This is a genomic window from Spirosoma migulaei (genome assembly GCF_054776855.1).
This window is the reverse complement of sequence record NZ_BAAHBG010000031.1, coordinates 18155-36529: the sequence shown is the minus strand read 5'-3', so window position 1 is coordinate 36529 and position 18375 is coordinate 18155. Positions and strand designations below refer to the sequence as shown.

The 18375-nt window shown below is 45.3% G+C and carries 18 protein-coding genes and 1 pseudogene; 7 read left to right on the top strand and 12 right to left on the bottom strand.

Going from position 1 to position 18375, the window contains the following annotated elements; all coding sequences use genetic code 11:
* Nucleotides 1–43 precede the first annotated feature (43 nt).
* The 3 genes and pseudogenes from ACYVGO_RS29100 to ACYVGO_RS29090 all read left to right on the top strand — a co-directional run.
* Nucleotides 44–1297 carry a cation:proton antiporter gene (locus ACYVGO_RS29100; protein WP_460972293.1) on the top strand — a complete coding sequence of 418 codons (1254 nt, stop codon included), beginning with the start codon at nucleotides 44–46 and terminating at the stop codon, nucleotides 1295–1297.
* 109 nt (nucleotides 1298–1406) lie between these two features.
* Nucleotides 1407–1784, top strand: coding sequence for a transposase (locus tag ACYVGO_RS29095; RefSeq protein ID WP_460972292.1), 378 nt, complete (start codon nucleotides 1407–1409; stop codon nucleotides 1782–1784).
* Nucleotides 1785–1795: 11 nt separating this feature from the next.
* Nucleotides 1796–2707: pseudogene (locus ACYVGO_RS29090) on the top strand (IS3 family transposase); the annotation flags it as partial.
* A gap of 273 nt (nucleotides 2708–2980) precedes the next feature.
* Here ACYVGO_RS29090 and ACYVGO_RS29085 read toward each other — a convergent pair.
* The 3 genes from ACYVGO_RS29085 to ACYVGO_RS29075 form a co-directional block, all read right to left on the bottom strand.
* Nucleotides 2981–3325 (bottom strand): hypothetical protein, encoded by a 345-nt coding sequence (locus ACYVGO_RS29085; protein WP_460972291.1) that lies wholly within the window; start codon nucleotides 3323–3325, stop codon nucleotides 2981–2983.
* Between the two features lie 528 nt (nucleotides 3326–3853).
* Nucleotides 3854–4492 carry a hypothetical protein gene (locus ACYVGO_RS29080; protein WP_460972290.1) on the bottom strand — a complete coding sequence of 213 codons (639 nt, stop codon included), beginning with the start codon at nucleotides 4490–4492 and terminating at the stop codon, nucleotides 3854–3856.
* Nucleotides 4493–4547: 55 nt separating this feature from the next.
* Complete coding sequence (locus ACYVGO_RS29075; RefSeq protein ID WP_460972289.1) at nucleotides 4548–5642, bottom strand: replication initiation protein; 1095 nt, start codon at nucleotides 5640–5642, stop codon at nucleotides 4548–4550.
* Between the two features lie 1152 nt (nucleotides 5643–6794).
* Here ACYVGO_RS29075 and ACYVGO_RS29070 point away from each other — a divergent pair.
* The gene (locus ACYVGO_RS29070) at nucleotides 6795–6989 is read left to right on the top strand and encodes a hypothetical protein (protein WP_460972288.1); all 195 of its coding nucleotides are present in this window, start codon (nucleotides 6795–6797) and stop codon (nucleotides 6987–6989) included.
* 5 nt (nucleotides 6990–6994) lie between these two features.
* On the opposite strand, the gene ACYVGO_RS29065 is transcribed toward ACYVGO_RS29070, so the two are convergent.
* A complete protein-coding gene (locus ACYVGO_RS29065) occupies nucleotides 6995–7507 on the bottom strand; it encodes a hypothetical protein (RefSeq protein WP_460972287.1) in 513 nt (170 codons plus the stop codon).
* 12 nt (nucleotides 7508–7519) lie between these two features.
* Complete coding sequence (locus ACYVGO_RS29060) at nucleotides 7520–8227, bottom strand: AAA family ATPase (protein ID WP_460972286.1); 708 nt, start codon at nucleotides 8225–8227, stop codon at nucleotides 7520–7522.
* 851 nt (nucleotides 8228–9078) lie between these two features.
* Between ACYVGO_RS29060 and ACYVGO_RS29055 the strand changes: the two genes are divergently transcribed.
* Nucleotides 9079–9600, top strand: coding sequence for a BfmA/BtgA family mobilization protein (locus ACYVGO_RS29055; protein WP_460972285.1), 522 nt, complete (start codon nucleotides 9079–9081; stop codon nucleotides 9598–9600).
* A complete protein-coding gene (locus tag ACYVGO_RS29050) occupies nucleotides 9597–10634 on the top strand; it encodes a DUF5712 family protein (RefSeq protein WP_460972284.1) in 1038 nt (345 codons plus the stop codon). The genes ACYVGO_RS29055 and ACYVGO_RS29050 overlap by 4 nt, the downstream gene beginning before the upstream one ends.
* Before the next feature lie 376 nt (nucleotides 10635–11010).
* On the opposite strand, the gene ACYVGO_RS29045 is transcribed toward ACYVGO_RS29050, so the two are convergent.
* From ACYVGO_RS29045 to ACYVGO_RS29035, 3 genes are all read right to left on the bottom strand, one after another.
* A complete protein-coding gene (locus ACYVGO_RS29045) occupies nucleotides 11011–11667 on the bottom strand; it encodes an NAD-dependent epimerase/dehydratase family protein (RefSeq protein WP_460972283.1) in 657 nt (218 codons plus the stop codon).
* A gap of 230 nt (nucleotides 11668–11897) precedes the next feature.
* Nucleotides 11898–12650 (bottom strand): hypothetical protein, encoded by a 753-nt coding sequence (locus tag ACYVGO_RS29040; RefSeq protein WP_460972282.1) that lies wholly within the window; start codon nucleotides 12648–12650, stop codon nucleotides 11898–11900.
* 78 nt (nucleotides 12651–12728) lie between these two features.
* Nucleotides 12729–13712, bottom strand: a complete 984-nt coding sequence (locus tag ACYVGO_RS29035; RefSeq protein ID WP_460972281.1) for an alpha/beta hydrolase fold domain-containing protein — start codon at nucleotides 13710–13712, stop codon at nucleotides 12729–12731.
* Nucleotides 13713–13845: 133 nt separating this feature from the next.
* On the opposite strand from ACYVGO_RS29035, the gene ACYVGO_RS29030 reads away from it, so the two are divergent.
* Nucleotides 13846–14001 (top strand): hypothetical protein, encoded by a 156-nt coding sequence (locus tag ACYVGO_RS29030; protein ID WP_460972280.1) that lies wholly within the window; start codon nucleotides 13846–13848, stop codon nucleotides 13999–14001.
* Here ACYVGO_RS29030 and ACYVGO_RS29025 read toward each other — a convergent pair.
* The 4 genes from ACYVGO_RS29025 to ACYVGO_RS29010 form a co-directional block, all read right to left on the bottom strand.
* Complete coding sequence (locus tag ACYVGO_RS29025) at nucleotides 13988–14578, bottom strand: DapH/DapD/GlmU-related protein (RefSeq protein ID WP_460972279.1); 591 nt, start codon at nucleotides 14576–14578, stop codon at nucleotides 13988–13990. The two genes, ACYVGO_RS29030 and ACYVGO_RS29025, sit on opposite strands and share 14 nt — an antisense overlap.
* Before the next feature lie 27 nt (nucleotides 14579–14605).
* Nucleotides 14606–15244: an NAD(P)H-binding protein gene (locus ACYVGO_RS29020; protein ID WP_460972278.1), complete on the bottom strand. Its 639-nt coding sequence runs from the start codon at nucleotides 15242–15244 to the stop codon at nucleotides 14606–14608.
* An 11-nt stretch (nucleotides 15245–15255) separates the two neighbouring features.
* The gene (locus ACYVGO_RS29015; protein WP_460972277.1) at nucleotides 15256–16005 is read right to left on the bottom strand and encodes an SDR family NAD(P)-dependent oxidoreductase; all 750 of its coding nucleotides are present in this window, start codon (nucleotides 16003–16005) and stop codon (nucleotides 15256–15258) included.
* A gap of 128 nt (nucleotides 16006–16133) precedes the next feature.
* Complete coding sequence (locus ACYVGO_RS29010; RefSeq protein WP_460972276.1) at nucleotides 16134–18374, bottom strand: xanthine dehydrogenase family protein molybdopterin-binding subunit; 2241 nt, start codon at nucleotides 18372–18374, stop codon at nucleotides 16134–16136.
* Nucleotide 18375 lies beyond the last annotated feature (1 nt).

The following is an 18375-nucleotide window of genomic DNA, read 5'->3' as shown; positions in this document are numbered from 1 at the left end:
CATGAAAAGTTAATGTATTCTTGTACAATTCAACAATAAACGTATGGACTTTTTTACGCTGGTCACCCTGCTCACTGTTATCGCGGCCTTGTTTGCTTATCTGAATACGCGCTGGCTCAAGCTTCCCGATGCTATTGGGATAATGGTGCTTTCACTGAGTTTTTCGGTGATTCTAATCAGCCTGAATGCCATTCATCCAATCTGGTTTTCCCAAGTCCGGCAGATGGTGGCGCAAATTGATTTTGGGCGCGTATTATTTGACGTAATGCTTAGTTTTCTGCTGTTTGCCGGGGCCTTCCATACGGACGCCACGCAACTCCGTATCGAACGTCGGTCGGTGATGTTGTTTGCCCTGGTAGGCGTTTTGCTGAGTACGGGTTTAGTTGGCACCGGCCTTTACTTGATCGCGAGCTGGTTAGGATTTGCCTTACCGTATTCGCTCTGTCTGCTGTTTGGTGCCTTGATTTCGCCCACCGACCCTATTGCCGTACTAGGCATTCTGGCCAAGTTCAAACTGCCTGAAAGCGTAAAACTGAATATTGTTGGCGAATCATTATTCAACGATGGGGTCGGTGTTGTCGTGTTTGCTACTATCTACCGTATCATCGTGAATGGGGCCGATAGCATCAGTGTCGGTGAAATTGGCTTGTTCTTTTTGGAAGAAGCGGGTGGTGGTATTCTGTTCGGGCTGGCGCTGGGCTACGGCCTGTTTTGGCTATTGCGCTCCATCAATCACTACCAAACCGAGGTAATTATCACGGTAGCAGGGGTTATGGGGGGGTATCTGCTAGCTCAGAAACTGCACATTTCCGGTCCGCTGGCGATGGTGGTGTCCGGTCTTTTTGTGGGTGATCACGCCCGACAAGAAGCCATGAGCCGTCAAACCGAAGAGTACATCGACAAGTTTTGGGAGTTGATCGATAGCATTTTGAATGCGCTGCTTTTTGTACTCATTGGCCTTGAATTACTTATTATTGATTTCCAGACGGCCTACTGGATGATCAGCTTTACCACGATTCTGTTGGTACTTGTAGCGCGGTTTATCTCGATCTGGCTTCCGTTCAAGCTGGCCCGGCGCTGGCTCGACCTCGACGACAATGCTCCACTGATGCTGACCTGGGGCGGTTTACGGGGCGGACTATCCATCGCGATGGCTCTATCCATTCCAAATGCCGTGCCCCACAAAGACCTGTTGGTCACGCTCACCTACGGGGTAGTATTATTCTCCGTTATCGGGCAGGGGTTAACCCTGGAAAGACTCATCCGACGACTCTACCCGCCAGATGAAGCAAGTTAAGCGGTTTATGGCACTGATCATTAATTGACGCTTCGTAAAGGCCACTACTAGGTATCGATAGTGTCTTGTCCTGATATAGGTTGTCAATTTTCACCAAAAATTGACAACTATGCAAGACCACATTCGCGACCTCCTGAGTCGCTTTCAGTACAGCGAACAACTCCGGGAGACGGCCATGTTTCGTATCCTCTTCGGCGGAGAAGAAGTTAGCCAGGTGATGGAAGATTTAGGCGTTCACAGTGGTTATACGATTCGTAGCTGGGTGCAACTCTATCGTCAGAAGATGAAGACGGGCCTGTTAACTTTACCCGCCATGAAGCAAGTACAAAAACGCGACATGGCAGCTCTTAAACAGCGAAATGAAGAGTTGGAACAGACTCTGCAGCAGGCCAATCTGTTAATCCTAGCACTCAACACGATGATTGAGACCGCTGAAAAAGAACTAAATGTGCCAATAAGAAAAAAGTCTGGCACCAAACGGTCTTAAACCTTCGTGAGAACGAGATAGCAAAGGTGAGTGTCGGAAGCCTTTGCCGACTGTTTGGTATGAGCCGACAAGCTTTTCACGCTAAAAAACAACGCTCCCAGCGATCGGTGAGCCATGCGATGTTGGTACTGGACCTGGTAACTGCCCTCAGGCGAGATATACCTGGTTTAGGAACCCGGAAATTACACCTTCTGCTAGCCGAACCATTAGCCAAGAGTGGCATCAAATTAGGCCGAGACAAGTTGCACAAAATCTTGTACAATCATGCTATGGTTATCCGTCAGGGTCGACAGACGCCCCAGACCACCGATTCGAACCACCGCTTACATAAATACCCTAACTTGCTTATTGATAGGGTTATAAATGCTCCAAGGCAGGTTTGGGTCAGTGATATTACCTACCTATATATTGGTTTAGGATTTGGCTATTTGTCGTTGATAACCGATGCGTACTCCAAGCTCATTGTGGGCTATTGCCTACATCCATTTTTAACGGCAGAAGGCAGTTTGAAGGCCCTGGATATGGCCCTGGCTACCCATTTGGAAAGGGGAGAAGAACTGATTCATCATTCAGACCGAGGTAGTCAGTACTGTAGTTTTGACTACGTTCGCAAGTTGAAAGGGGCGAACATTCTGATCAGTATGACGCAGCAAGGCGACCCTTATGAAAACGCCATCGCTGAACGAGTCAATGGGATACTAAAGACGGATTTCCGCCTGAACCGGGTGTTCATTACTTTTGAGGAGGCAGAGAAAGCGGTTGAGAAAAGTATCTACAATTACAACCATCTGCGCCCGCATATGAGCTGTGGTTACCTGACACCAGTGATGGCTCATCAGAGCGAGCATCCACTGAAAAAGCACTGGAAGCCCAAGGTCTACAAACGATCAAAGCCAGCTCGAGACCAAGGTCAATTTGGGTAAGTCAATCCATTTTTATTTACTTTGACAACGCTATATCAGGATTAAGATTGATCAATAATTTTCAACCCAAAAACTGACAACTTATTTTCAGGATCAGACAACGGTAATGCTTTTCAGGACGGGTCAAAATCGAATTCGTCCAATAAAAGGCTAATTAATTGTACTTATTGATTAGTTAATCCGCTATCATTGAATAATTTATCCTTACTATAATCATAAACTAAAATCGTCCACCAAAACCTCCCTTTGATTTATATATGGGTAGCTAATTTATTAGTTAGCTGGCAAATCAGGCGTAAATCCTAACTTCACTAAAACTCCTTCATACGAACTGACTCCCTCAAAGGCTAAAGCCCCGTTAAGATCTGGTTCGTCGTCCTCATTTAGGGGAACTACCAGCGCAGTAGACTTATTTTCGACAGAGGCTGGAATAAGGCTCACGGCTACTTTCGTAACAATCGTCTCCACACGCGTGAATGTATTCACGTCATCTGGATAAGGAATCCGAATGACCCATAGAATAGGAGACGGAAGGTTGTAGTAGTTATCTACAGTCCCATCGGCTCCTTGGTCAGTGCCTCTGGGAATTAAGTCTTTATGAAAATAATGATGAGGCATAGTCAACGGCTATGAGCTTAAATACAATAAACGATGTCTTATAGTAACCCAGATTGCCCTAGACTACGTACATAACGAAGGCATTTGAATGTATTAATTCGTTTTTTTTATCCGTGGTCGCTTAGGTCGTGATGGCTTATTAGGGGGCGTCGGTAATGGTTTAACCGGTTGACTTAAAGGGGCTTTTTCAGTATCCATTTTAAAGCTATTTTTTAGCTGCAACTTATTTCTATTAGTGGGTCTTTTCAATTTATGTAAATAGTAATTAATAGACAAACTGTTATTGTAGGCTAAAGGCTGAAGAATCTACTATCATTCGCTAGTCTCAGTCACAATTCTACTTTCTACAAAATAACAATGTTTCTAGCCATGTCTATCCCCTATCTTCTGACTAAATATTACTCATATTCTCTCTTTTTCTAATTACATTTTTCTAATTAGAAATTATTCTAAAAATTCATTCCTTGTGCTTTTAAATAGTGGTGATCAATCCTGTAATGATGGAAGAGGCTACCTCAGACTAAACTGTCAGCTCTTGGATACTTTACGAAGCATTTTGAAGTACACCGTATAGGAATCTCCGTTCAAGTAGAACCAGGATGCTAGTTCTGGTTCCAGTTCATTCTGTTTCCCCCAATGAAAGTCCCCGGTAGCTTTATTGTAGTAGTAGCTCAGGGTTACATCATACTCATATCCTGTTAAGGTATTATAGGTATCATACCGCTTGATTAATAGGGCAATGGGTTCAGCTATCGCTTTGCGTAGTTGATATTCAGTTGTACTTCCATTCTGTACAGTAAATACAGAGAACGTACCGAGGGTATGTGTGGGCACATTGGCAAAATTGGTACTTGATCCTTCAACCGTCACGGTTACAGTTTGCGCTCCAGCGGGTTTAATCGTTAATTGATAGCCTCCTCCTTTAATGCTCCCATCGGGTTGATTAAGGCTATAGCTACCTTCCTGGTAGGCTTTAAAGCCATCTCCTACTTTAAATGCCGCATCGACCAATACAGCATTGTATATCCCCGATACCCGTTGAATCGGGTCAGGATTTTCATTTAACTCGATCTGATTATTTACGCTCACCGGGTCTGGATCTTTTTTGCAACCACTTACCAGTATAAGCAAAACCCATATATAGTTTATTATTTTATATGTGTTCATAGGATAAGATGTTTTCAAATTAGCCATACAAATACACTTTTTTTCCCCGCCGTTCTTATTCTTCAGGTTGAAACAAACTCATGGTACCAATGATCGAACTGATTGCTTTAGGCGTACCTGTACGACGTGGAGTGGTCGACTTGGGAGTAGTTTCTTTCTTTTTCACTTTAACGTTTTCAATGCCGAGGGATTTAACCATATAGGCCGTGGCATTTTTAACGTTTTTCCGCTTGCCTGAAGCTACTTCCGTATGAATCCTAAGGAATGTTTCCAACTTATCAGAACTGTCGGTTATGGCTGCTTTCTGAGCCTCGTTGAGTGTGTACCCGGCAAACCATTGCCATGCTAATGCAACGGCTTCACCAATAGGCATTTTCTGGATGTATTCCCTGCTTGCATCCACCTCGCTTTCAATCTGGCTTAGCGGTGTTTTCTTAGTAAACTTTAAACGGGTTACTCGTTTACCTTCTTTCTTAACCGGTTCATAGGTGAACTCAATACCTGTCTTTTTCTTGATCTCACTATTCGCAACGTCTAAGCACTTACGCGTAAAATCAAAATACTTAAACGTTTCGGGAACGTTGAGAATATGCCGTAAGTGATCGACCTCATAGGTAAACGTATCGCTTCGATAGTGACTCATCAGAATCTCATATACCCGTTTTGAATAGAGGGAGCCCAACGAGCGCATTACTTCATAGTCATAGCTTGTCCATGTTTTTCCCAGCTCCGTGTAATAAGGAACAGCGCCCGAGAACATGGTAATTTTTAAACACATCTTCCCCTTACTCATTAGGTTCTCAACCAACGGAAAAGGGATCATGTACTTAAAATAGCGTTCACCCTTTTCATTGGTAAAAGCAAATCCTTGCTGCTTGAGCTGCAAGGATTTGGCAGCCCGCTCAATCTCACTATAGTTTCTACTCTTACTGAGTTCAGCAAACGGGATTAAAAACTCAACATTTTGATTAGGGAATAAGGGTTGGCTTTTCTCAAAATAGCGTATAGTCAACTGATTAATAATCATGACGACTATATTCTTCTCAAGAGCCGTGAACATCTGCCGGGACTCTGTTATCAGGTTGGGCTGGTAATTGTTCTTTTGCTTCTTACTAGGCACAACCATCAAATTTTCCGTTGAATCCGACATAGCGAAAAAATTAAGTTTTCAGGAAAAACACCTGCAATTTAGAAATAAAATATGCACTACCAAATCGAGTTCTTGCAAAATTGATGTATTTACAACTACTTATCTGTCAGAATGTTATTAAAATGAATCTTCGTTGCCAAGTCGCTTTTCCTTCGTATCTGAGTCGTTTTCCTAATTTAACAAATGGTAAAAAAATCTACCATTTGTTAAATCATTGGTTTTAAGGACTTAGCGAGGTCTCCATTACACAGGTTAGAATTAGATTTAGCCCGTTTTAGAGGTCACTAGAAAAGATATTATTGCACAATATTGATACATTAATTGTACTAAACGAATATGATTCATTGGCCTAAGATTTCGTACTCCGGTCGCTTTTCGTTGGAAACTAGCTATACCTTATCCCTTCGTACTCTGGTCGCTTTTTGAATGAGCTTTATCCGCTTCGTATTCCGGTCGTTTTTCGGGCGGTTAACTCGTATTCTGGTCGCTATTGCTTCGTATTCTGGTCGCTATTGCTTCGTATTCTGGTCGCTATTACTTCGTACTTTGGTCGCTATTGCTTCGTACTTTGGTCGCTATTGCTTTAGTAAAATACTAATAATCAGTTAGTTAATTAGTCCCTAATCTATCTAGTTTTAGAAAATTTTGACAATTTTGACAATTTTGCTAAAAAAAAGAACAAAGGGGAAAAAAAGAGCTAAAGAAATGATAAAATGATCATATTTTACTAAATTTATTTATCAAATAACCTCTAAAATACTAAAAAAATCTTCCGGCAACTATATGTATAGTTATGTTAGTTTTATAGCATTTAGTACAATTTGTAATTAGGGGATCAATATACGACACTTATTCGTGCCAAAATGACAGTAAATTCATGAGATCAGCCGCCCGCTTTTGGGCATACCTTGGATGAGCCCTATATTTCAAGAAATGCACAAGAAAACCTAACGGTATTTTGGTGTCTCCAGGATTAGAAACTAAAAATAGTGCGTCTGGATCTGTAAATAAAGACAAATCGGCTAAAGCAATTTTTAAAAATCACCCCTGAGCCGTTAATTTACGAGAAACCGGAAAAATCGATCTATGAAAGATTCTGATAAGTCTGATTCTAGAAAGTTATCAGACCTTATAAAAGAGTCAAATATAACCATGCAGGACCTGGCGGAGGTCCTGAATTACAACCGTGCTACCATACGGGTGCGTAAAAAGAATCCCGAGTTGTACACAATTTTAGAGATTGTCACCCTGGCGAAAATGCTAAAGAAAACGCCTACCGCTATTGTGAAGATAATTCTTCGCGAAATGAATGAGTCAGCTGGCGATGTGGATAAGGAGAACGATTAAGTCCCCTACCCTACTGCTTCGACTAATGCTTTCAGTTTAGGATACAAGGGATGTAACACAATCAGTTCATCAATTATGGCACTCTGGGTTTTATTCTCCAGTGAACTAATCATATTGAGTAACTTGTGAGCCCTGGCCGATACCCGTGCTGCGTTCAAAGGTGTAGTCACTGGTATCTCCACTTTCTTTTTTGATTTCCCCCCTTTTTTGATTGTCGTGCTCGCCTTGTCTGCTGATTCAGTTGTATTTGGTTCCGTCTCTATTGAATCCGCAACCGGCGTGATAGTTTGTAATGGCCCATTATTCACTGCTTCAAGTATTGGTGGGCTGGCTGGTTCATTCGCGTCAGGCTTTACCAATTCTTCCGCTTGGGCAACTGGTACTTGTTCATTTTGCTGAAGCACTGTTTCTACTTCCGAAGTGGATTCGGTACCATCGGTATTATTAAGCGTTTTGGTGCCTTGTTCAGCTGCTTTATTTCTAGCGCTTTTCGAGATTAATCCAAAGCTTTTTGCCATCGGTGTCTTGTCTTATTTAGTGGTTGGAATTGTCAGATCTGCTTCAATTTCATACTTCCCCAGAAACTCATTGATAAAGGGTAGAAATTCATCTCTGCCTTCCTGGCTTTCTAATAAGGAAGTATAGGTATTGTAATTTTCGTAGATCTTTTTAAGCTTGATTTTTGATTGAAATAACTGTATCCCAATTTCTTCGGCAAACTCAGGCAGGTAGGTATTCTCCCTGATGTTTCGGTAAAAATTGTGAAACGCATAGACATACGTCGGATAGCCTTCGTCCTGCCTGATTTTTTTGAGTTCGGCCATTGTAGCCATGAAGTGGCCCGTCGCCAGCGCATCGGCCCTGGCTGGTTTTATAGGTATGATAAAGCTGTCACACATGGCTAGCAGGGCAATGATCGCATCATCTTCCAAGCCCGTCATACGGGGCATATCAATGAAAATGAGGTCATAGCTTTCATTTTCAAAAGCCTCCTCAATAATTGCCTGGGCTTCTTCCGGACTCGCCGTTTTGAGATCCCAATCAAAGCTTACTCCTCCCCCACCCGATTCTGCAATTTCCTTATCCTCTTGCCGTAGATCCGTAATTGACTTCTGATTATCGGCGTCAATAACCAGTACTTTTTGGTCACTATGCTTAGCCAACACGTTCGCGATCCAGCAGGTTGTTGCCGTTTTTCCCGCCCCACCCTTCATGGTCGATGCGCAAATGACTCTCATACATATTTGGTTTTAAATGTTACTTTGTGTATTTGTTAACAAACATACATAATTAATTATTAAATACTGATATTATGTCATATAATTTAAAATGTAATAAAAATCATTAATAAAATAATAATTATTTTATTAATGTACACATGATACACAAGATACAAATAATACAAATAATACAAATAATACAAATAATACAAATAATACAAATAATACAAATAATACAAATAATACAAATAATACAAATGATACAAATGATACAAATGATACAAATGATACAAATGATACAAATGATACAAATGATACAAATGATAATAGTTATATAAAGATTTTTGTAACTACCGTTTATAGTTACTATTTGTACAAAATAACATAATGTATATAGTTATAGAAATAACAATGTATGTTACTGTATTTTTAATTTTATTGCTTAATCAACAAAGTTACATTGTCAACAATTGGCTTAACAGGGGGTATGTATGGCTCTTGCGTATTTTGTTGATATGTTCTGCATACTGTTAATTTATGCACAATATGCAAAAGAAAATTATGTGTATAAATTACCTATGTATGATATGTTAAAATAATCTATATGTAATAATGTGTCAAAGTTAATTATGTTACGTTGTTAACAAAATGATATATGTTTCATGTTATTGTTACTTTGAGATTTTGACCTGTTCATAAGGAAATACACCTTCGTATTTTTTCAGCTAGAAGGAACGATATTAGCAGAGCTAAATCACTTAAAATCAAAAGCATAGCTTTTTTTAAAATATAATATCTTTTATTAATACATTGATAATCTGATAGATAAATTCTTTATTTGTATATAATCTGTATGAAAGACACAAATTATGGCAAATAAAGTTATTGCGATTGAGGAGACACTATACAGTACCGTAGTTGCAGAAGTCGAGCAGCTGAATGCAAACTCTGATCGTGAATACCAGGATATGTATAAGTTAGCGGATGCTACTAAACGAAGGAAATTGAAAAAGCCTGAGAAGTTAACGCTAAAGTCTTACACGGAAAGTGCAGTGGAATACTTTCGTAAGAATCATATAGATCCACGGATCTTGGGTGAAGAAAAGGATGTGGTAACAGAGGTGAAGAAGTTGCGAAACAATGTGTTTTCCTTTATGCAAGTGCAAGAACGAACTTATCTAATGCCCTTTGTGCAGGATGTCTATGAATTGAGAAATCGAACAGAGAGCTTAGAAGAAATCAGCGTGGATATGCTGAATCTTATGGAAATATTTATTGATTTACTCTTGGCAGGTTTGGGATTAAGCGAGCAGGAGCAGGAAGTATACAAAGCCAAAGCCAAAAAATTATTTGCTCAAAAAAAAGCAAATCGTAAATCGAGTGTTGGATGATAACGAAGATTCTGCCACCGACAAAGAACCGAGAGATTAACTACGATAACAAGGGTAGTTGCGAGCGGTTAGTAAATTATTTTGAGCACGAGGGCAAAGAGTTGGATCAGGATGCTTTCTATTTTTCTCAGCAGCAAGACGGGCTGAGTAAGGAGGAAGTGGTGCAACAGATTGACGGAAATGTAAAGGGTTTAAAGCGGGAGGACACCAAGTTTGTATCGCTAGTGATTGCTCCATCCAGTGAAGAGTTGGCTCATATAAGGGATGATTCAGAAAAGCTGAAAGTATACACGCGCCAGGTTATGGACAATTACGCAAAACACTTTAAACTTAAGGATGGGAAAGAGCTGGAAGGCAAAGATCTGGTTTGGTATGGGATCGTACACAAAACCCGCAAATACCAATGGAATGATAAGGAAGTTAGGGGAGGGGAAGTTAGGCGAGGAGAGCAAAAATCGGGGATACAAACCCATATTCATATCGTAGTTTCGACGCGAGATAAAGAACAAAAGATCACTCTAAATCCAAAGACAAGCAGGGCTCGATTTAATATCATTGAGTTTCAAAAGAGCAGCGCGGAACTGTTTCAGAAACAATTTAAGTATGAAAAACGAACCCATTATCACAAAGAAAAACCACAGAATGTACGAACCCACATAGACCAAACACGCTATTTTGAAAAGCGCATCAACCAGCTAGCGGAAAAATATGATCTAGGTGAAAAGACTGTTCAGAGGCTGCGAGATAAAGCCGTTGAAACAGGCTATTCGAAAGAGTTTTACCAAAAGATGAAAGAATACACCAAAAGGCTTGATAGGGGAGAGGGGAAGAAGGATGAACTACCAGAATTTGAAACTCTTCATAAAGCAGAAAGACAGGAAAATCGGACATTTGTCAGAAATCAGGTCAATCAACCAATACGAGCAAAATCAGTAAGCTTCGCTGTTGAATCAGTACTCAAAGGTGCCAATGACTATAAAGATGACGATCGGGAAATTTTAAAGGATTTGTCCAGCAGGAGTAGGGGGAGGTAGGATTGCAATTGTAAAAAACATTTTAAGAACGATCGCAACGATTTGTCTTTTTCTAATTAGAAAAGCGTAATTAGAAAAAGACTCAAATTTTAAACTCTATAGAGAGATTAGGGATGACCAAACTAAAAGCATAAATCTTAAATTTGTGCCTAAAAGAAGCAAAAATGTAAATTTACAGGCCCTGTAAAAGTCTCACTAACTCAGCTTAAATGTGAGATTTCGAGTTTGATTAGTGAGACGAGATTTTGAGACTTTACTAATATAGTAAGAATTTATCTGGTTGATAACTGGATTCATCTCAATAATAGGGCGTTATAAGAAACAGACAAAGTTTATTACCAAGTCAATAGTTGTACAAAAAGCTATACTAAAACACTTAGTTGCTCTGCCCAGCTACTTTCCTGATTTCCTTCGAGTCGAGAACCTTTTTAGAATACCCTGATTCAGCCACATGGATCAGGGCCAACCCCAATTCCCGTGTGGTGCAGTGGGGTACCAGTAGACTAAGAATGGGATAAATGGTGGCTAAAAACTTATTGGTCCCTGTCACATACTGCTGTTCGTTGCCAGGCTTTAACAGGCCTGGCCGAAAGCAGAAAACGTTCTTGAAAGGCATTCGTTGCAGGGCATTCTCGGTTCTGCCTTTCACTCTGGCCCACATCAATCCATCTTTTTCGGAAGAATTAGTGCCCGCCCCTGAAACAAAAGTAAATGTGATCTGGGGGTTTACTTGCAGCACAACCTGGGCAAAATGTACTGTAGTGTCGTACGTAATATGCGTATACGCCTGCTCACTCATCCCATTGGAACTGATGCCCGCGCAGTAAAAACAGGCGTCGTATCCTTTCAAGGCCGTTTTGTTGGTGGATATATGCAGAAAATCGTCAACGATCAATTCCTTGAGCTTGGGGTGCTTTTTTCCAGACGGTTTTCTACTAACGGATAAAATTCGTTCAACGGCTGGATTAGCCAGGCTCTCGAGTAAAACGCCTTCGCCCACCATTCCCGTTGCGCCTGTGAGAATAACGTTCATGATCAGTTCTAATCCTTTTTATTTGTTTGGCGGTATTCCAGGGTGTCCCGCCTGTTTTAGACAGGCGGGAAAAGTATTAGGATAAAAAAACAACCCCCGCAGATTGTCGTAGGCAGTGTTAACACTGAACCAGATTCGTTATGTACGAATCCTTGTTTCGAGTCTTCTACCATTTCCATATCCCTACTCGTTACAAGCATAGGTAACTACGTGTAATGGACTCTTCAGCGCTAGGCATACGACAGACTTACGTTCCAGACAAAGTCGTCACTTGGGATAGTCGACTGAATTTTTTGATTAATAAGCGATGAGATAGCCAGCGGGAAGCGGTTACGGGTCACCGTAAAAGCCGATGCAACGTAGTAGCCTTTTAGCGCATCAATGGTCACCAGATACAGTTGGGGAGCTATGCGTAATTCCACAATTTTTAGTAGCGGAATTTGAGAGAAATTGCCGGTAAGTGAAATGAAATTGGTGGCTTTGGGTGCGCCGGAAAATCCTCTTGAGTGGAGGTAGTAAATGCCCAGGCTGGCTTTCTTCGAGAGGTGATACGTTGGCGTTAGTTCACCGACAAAGTAGCGAACGGCCGTCAGGGCTTCACCCGTCGAACCACCTGGGGGTAGTACCGTATTGGTAAATACTACCGAGGGATGAACCCCCACGTTCATGCTAAATTTTGGCGTTTCTACCGCTTTGTAGCGTACCCAAAAAATAAAAAACCAGGGATTGGCATTTTCCAGCGCGAATGTTAGCTGCGGCTCGAAGCTGAAGCGGCCCCGGCGGGCGGTCATATCAAAGATGACGGCTGGTCGGCCCAGGTTGAACGTTGGGATCAGGGATATACCATTGTTGGTTACAGTTACCGCTCCGGTAAAGGTCTTTTGCTGCGGCAGCCGCTGCTGCTGTTGTAGGCTATCGGTCTGCTGGGCAACAGCAAGGCCGGGAAGCCAACTCAACAGTAAAACGAGGAGTTGTTTCTTCATTCGATAAATAGATTGGTCGGGTAAGAGTGGCTAGTAAGAAGCGTATCCGGTAGTTGTCATCCTCTATAGACAATTCGTTCATTTTTTGACGATGTACTGTTTAAGAAAGGCTTCTACCAGATCGAACGTTTCTTTCGTCCAGAATTCGGCGCTTCCATGATCGGCCCCTTTTAACTGATAGAACTGATACCGGTAGTTATTCTTTTCGAGGGCATCAGCCAGCAGCACACTTTGCTGGAAGGGCACTAACCGATCTTTAGAGCCATGAATAATGAGGATAGGCGGCCCATTTTTGGCGTCCTTGATGTACTTGATTGGATTCGTTGCAGCGGCTAATTCTTTATTTTCCAGCACATTCTTCCCGCCCAACAACTGGCCTTCGGGACTCTTGGGACTTATATGATCAAAAATAGACGGCTCTAGATTCATCTGGGTAATATCCGTTGGACCGTAGAAATCGACGACGGCATTCACCGTTATGGGATACTTGTCCAGATCCTTGGTATCCAGTTCCGGGTTGTTTTGCGTTAAGCCAGCCAGTAGTGCCGTATGACCACCGGATGAGTCTCCCCAGATAAATATATTGTCCACATCGACATGATATGCGGCTGCCTGCTGTCTCATAAAACGGATCGCTGTTTTAGCGTCCTGAAGTTGGGCGGGAAACTTGGCGACCGATGAGGGGCGATACTCCACCATGGCGATGACATACCCCCGCCGGGCAAATTCGGCTAGTTGCGGCAAATTCGCATAGACATTTTGCTTCATCCAGGCAGAGCCCTGGACGTAAACGATACAAGGCATTTTACCGTTGGCCCCTGTGGGTTCAATAATCTGCAAGGTCAGATCCAGCCCATCGCGGGTACAATAGTTTATGTTCGGTCGATAGGTTACCAGTGGAGTATCCTTACCCATCGAGACGACTTTCATGGTTGTAGACGAAGCCTTCGATTCCGGGAAATCGGCATAGGTATAGGGTTTGGGCGGAATCGTCGGGCTTATTTGCGCCAAGCCCTGAATCGTCAACAGGCAGGCAAATAGGGAAAAAACAGACGTTTTCATGGTCTTACTCGAAACAGATTTACTGTAGATTTCATCGAACACGGCTTGTAACTGAGATGCTTTATGTTGCTCCTGAATGCGTAATAGAGTTATACAGAAATGAATACGGTAACGGGTTACCGGTGGAAAACAAATGAAATCCTCCTCCCGGCTGAACACCCTAAAGTCGTTTACCCGGCTCCTGGCATTCGTTTATCCCTGGGTAATGACCATCAGCACCCGTCAGGAGTATGGACCAGACAGGCCGTGTGCGAACCAGGAAATCGTTCCGAGGGCTACAGGTGTTTGACAACCTTTGCCGGAACCCCGGCCACCACCGTATTTGCCGGTACATCCCGGCTGACGACCGCTCCGGCGGCTACGACGGCGTTCTCTCCGATGGTTACGCCGGGCAACACCGTAGCTCCCGCCCCAATCCAGGCGTTGCGCTTGACCACGATGGGACGTGGTATCAGCGTTTGACGGTCACTGGGATCAAGCGGGTGGTTTTCCGACGTCAGATTGACGCGGGGACCAATTTGTACGTCATCTTCCAGGGTGATGCCGCCAATATCCAGAAAGGAACAGGCGTGGTTGATAAAGATGTTTTTGCCCAGCTTGAGAAACTGGCCGAAGTTGGTATAAAACGGCGGGAAAATCGTCGTTGACTCGTCGATCTCATTCCCAATGATGGCACTCAACTGCTTTCTTACCTGATCAACGTCGGTGGCGGTGGCATTCATCTGGACGCATAACCGGATGGTGCGGGAAACGACTTTCCCAAATTCGCCGTACGCTGGATCGTCCTTTCGCAGCAGTTCCCCCGCTTCTAGCCGCTCGAACAGGTTTGAGCTGGCTGGTCGTTGTTCCTCATTCGTTTCACTCATCTTTCCAATAATCCTATTCGTGTCTAGCTAATTTTTGAAAGCTGGCTTATCGCCCTTGGTTCCGGGTTTTTCCATGCCGAGGCTTTCGTTAACATGCAGCGTTGGGTTATTAATAATATTTACCACCAGGTCAGCAACGCTCTTTCTGGCTATTTCTGTCCCGCTAACCGGTTCGCCTTTTTGAGTTAGGGTATAATCAATCTCATCGGTATCGGTGTACCAGGTCGGTCGAAGGATTGTATACGCCAGGTCTGATGCTTCAATGAGACGAGCCGCTTTTTTGTAGCGCTCCAAAATCGGGCCGATCATCTGCTGGTTCCACCGGCCAAAAGCGCCGGGCACTTCATTGTAGATACCAAGGGCTGCGATGAAGACCAGGCGCTTAACACCCGCAGCCTGCATGGCCATCACCGTCTGCTCAGCGATAAGATCTTCCTGCCCGTTGATATTGACGTAGACCAGGTCCTGTCCCTGCATGGCTATACGGAGCTTCTGCGAATCCAGAATATCGCCGTCAATGAGGGTCATCCGGCTTGTATCGAGGTCGTTTAGGCGGGTGGTATCGCGCAGATACAGCGTGAGACGAATCGAATCGGTATTGACGAGTCGGTCAATCACGTGCCGGGCCACGTGTCCACCGGCACCAAGAATTAATACGTGAGTCATGCTTCTTTACCTTAAATAATGCTCAAGCCGCCATCCACCGAGATGGGCTGGCCGATGACATAGCTGGAGGCTGGGCTAAACAGCCAGAGTACGGCGTCAGCCACTTCGGAGGCTTTCCCCAACCGTTTGGCGGGTGCCCCTTCCGTGGTAGCCTCCCTGGACAGATCGCCATCGGCAAACATTTTATCAACCATCGGGGTCTCGATAGTACCCGGGCAAACGGCATTGATCCGGATGCCTTGGGGGGCGTATTCGATAGCCGCACTTTTGGTAAGGCCCAGTACACCGTGCTTGGCAGCAATGTAAGCCGAACGGCCAGCTCCCCCAACCAGTCCCCCAATCGAGGAGTTGTTGACAATCGCCCCGCTGCCCTGTTTTTGCATGTGCTGGAGCTGGTACTTCATGCACAGCCACACCCCCTTCAGGTTTATAGACACAACTTTGTCAAAATCTTCCTCCGGCATCTCCGCCGTGTTGGTATTGGGGAGCATGATACCGGCGTTGTTAAAGGCAGCATCCAGTTTGCCGTATACAGTCACCGTGCGGTCAATGGCCGCTTTCACCTCGTCGGCAGACGTGACGTTGCACTTTAGCGCCATGGCTTCTCCGCCGTTGGCCGTAATTTTGTCCACTACCACCTGAGCCGCTTTTTCATTCATGTCGGTCACGACGACTTTGGCTCCTCTTTCGGCGGCCAGCAGGGCAACGGCTTCGCCCATACCCATGGCACCACCGGTTACAAATACGACTTGTTCGTTCATGTTTTTTTTTAGTAGGGGGCTACTGGTTTTCAGTAGGACCGGTCTTCATCGAACCGCATGCCAGTTAGCGGTTCGATGAAGCGGAGGCCGTCCTCCAGTACCCTGGCCTTTGGCTATTTCTGAGTGCCCTATGCGAGCTTCTGCATGACTTTATCGGGGGTGATGGGCAGGTCTCGTATGCGCTGACCGGTGGCATTGAAGACCGCATTAGCGACAGCCCCGGCAAACCCGATCAGGGCAATTTCACCCATACCTTTCGCCCCCATCGGGTTGATGATCGGATCGGGCTTATCAATCGTGATGGTCTCAATAGCCGGTACATCGGCATGAACCGCTACGTGATAATCCGCCAGATTGTTATTGACAAACCGCCCGTACCGGTGATCGATGACGGCTTCTTCCGTCAGGGCCATGCCGATGCCACCCGCCACCCCGCCGATCATCTGGCTGGCCGCTGTCTTGGGACTCACGATCCGGCCCGAATCGGCCACGCTAACGGCTTTGGCTACCCGCACCACACCCGTTAGGGGGTTGACCCGTACCTGCACGAAATGCACCGAGAAGGAATACATCGAGTACTTCTGTTGCTCGGGTCCGCCTTTCGAATCTTTCGTTTTATCAATAACTGTCAGGTTGTTGGCCTGCATCAACTGGCTTACGGCTACTTTTTTACCGGGGTCATTCGCTACCGAAAGTACGCCATCCGCCAGCGTCAGTTCCTCCGCCTGCCGACCCGATAGGGGACCGCCTTCTTTCGTCGCCAGTTCGACCAGGGCCTGTTTAATCGCGGTGCAGGCATCGAACACCGCCGAGCCTACCGCCGAGACAATCGCCGAGCCACCCTGGGTAGGCGCTTTGGGCAGCGATGTATCGCCGTATTCTACGGTAATCTTCTCAAACGGCACGCCCAGTACGTTATGGGCGACCATCGTCAGGGCCGTTCCCGTCCCCGGCCCGATGTCGGTCACCGCACTTTGTACCGTCAGCGAGCCGTCGGCTTTTAGTAGGGCGCGGGCACTAGCTTCCCACCGGAACGCACTAAACACGCCCGTACTCATGCCATAGCCGATCAGCCATTCCCCCTCGTGAAGGCTACCCGGCTCATTTTTACGGCCATTCCAGCCAATCGCTTCCGCTCCCCGCTGATACGCTTCTTTCAGATGTTTGCTCGAATAAGGGCGGTTATGCTCGGGGTCGGTTTCGGAGTAATTCCGTAAGCGAAATTCAATGGGGTCCAGGTTGAGCTTGTGGGCCATCTCATCCATGGCAGATTCCAGCGCAAAAGCACCGGTGGCTTCACCCGGCCCCCGCATCCAGATGGGTACGCTCCGGTCGAGCCGAACCAGGCGGTATCGTGTACTGACGTTCGGACAGGCGTACATGAATTTGGTCATGTTGACGGTTGCTTCGGTAAAGTCCTCATAGCTGGCGGTTTCCGCCGTAGCCGCGTGGGCAATACTCACCAGCTTACCGTCTTTGTCTGCCCCCATCTGAATCGTCTGGACGGTGTAGGGTCGGTGGCCCACCAGCGTAAACATCTGGCTACGGTTCACGACCAGTTTCAGCGGTCGGCCAATCTTTTTGGCGATGGCGACGACCGCTGTTTCCTGGGGCCAGGTCCTTAGCCCCATGCCGAAACCGCCCCCCATGAATTCGGTATGCACATGGACATTCTTGGGATCGATTTTAAATGCTTGCGCCATCGCCTGCTGGGTAGCGTTCACCCCCTGCGTTTTGGCGTAGATCAGTAGCGTATCTGCACCCGTCCAATGCGCCAGAATACCGTGAAGTTCCATCGGGTTATGCACCTCGATGGGGATGGTATAATTGGCCTCCAGTGTTACCGGAGCGGTCTGATAGGCATCGGCTTTTCCCCGCGAGTAATTACCTCCCTCAGCCCCTTTGGGGGCGACGCCTTCGGCGACGTGTTTTTGTAAATCGGTCCGGGCGGTTTGTTTGTTATACGTCGCTTTAATCAGCGAAGCCGCGTAGGTAGCCCGTTCAAACGTGTCGGCTACGACGATGGCAATAGGCTGTCCGTCGAAGAGAATCTTGGGGCTGCTCAGGATACGGTAGGTTTCCTCCGTTTTTGGCTTAGGAGCAGGGCCGTCGGCTTCACCGCCCACGGGTGCATCCCAACCCGGAATGGGCGGCATGTTCTGGTGGGTAAACACGCCCAGCACGCCGGGCGAAGCCTGGGCTTTTTTGGTATCCAGGCTGGTGATGGTGCCCCGGCCGATCTCGCTGCCCACCAGGACGCAATAGGCCATACCCGGCAAGTCGAAATCAGCGAAGTAGTTGGCCCCGCCGGTCACTTTCAGTCGTCCATCAATCCGATCAATGGGCGGGTTCTTCGTGTCTTTGCTCATG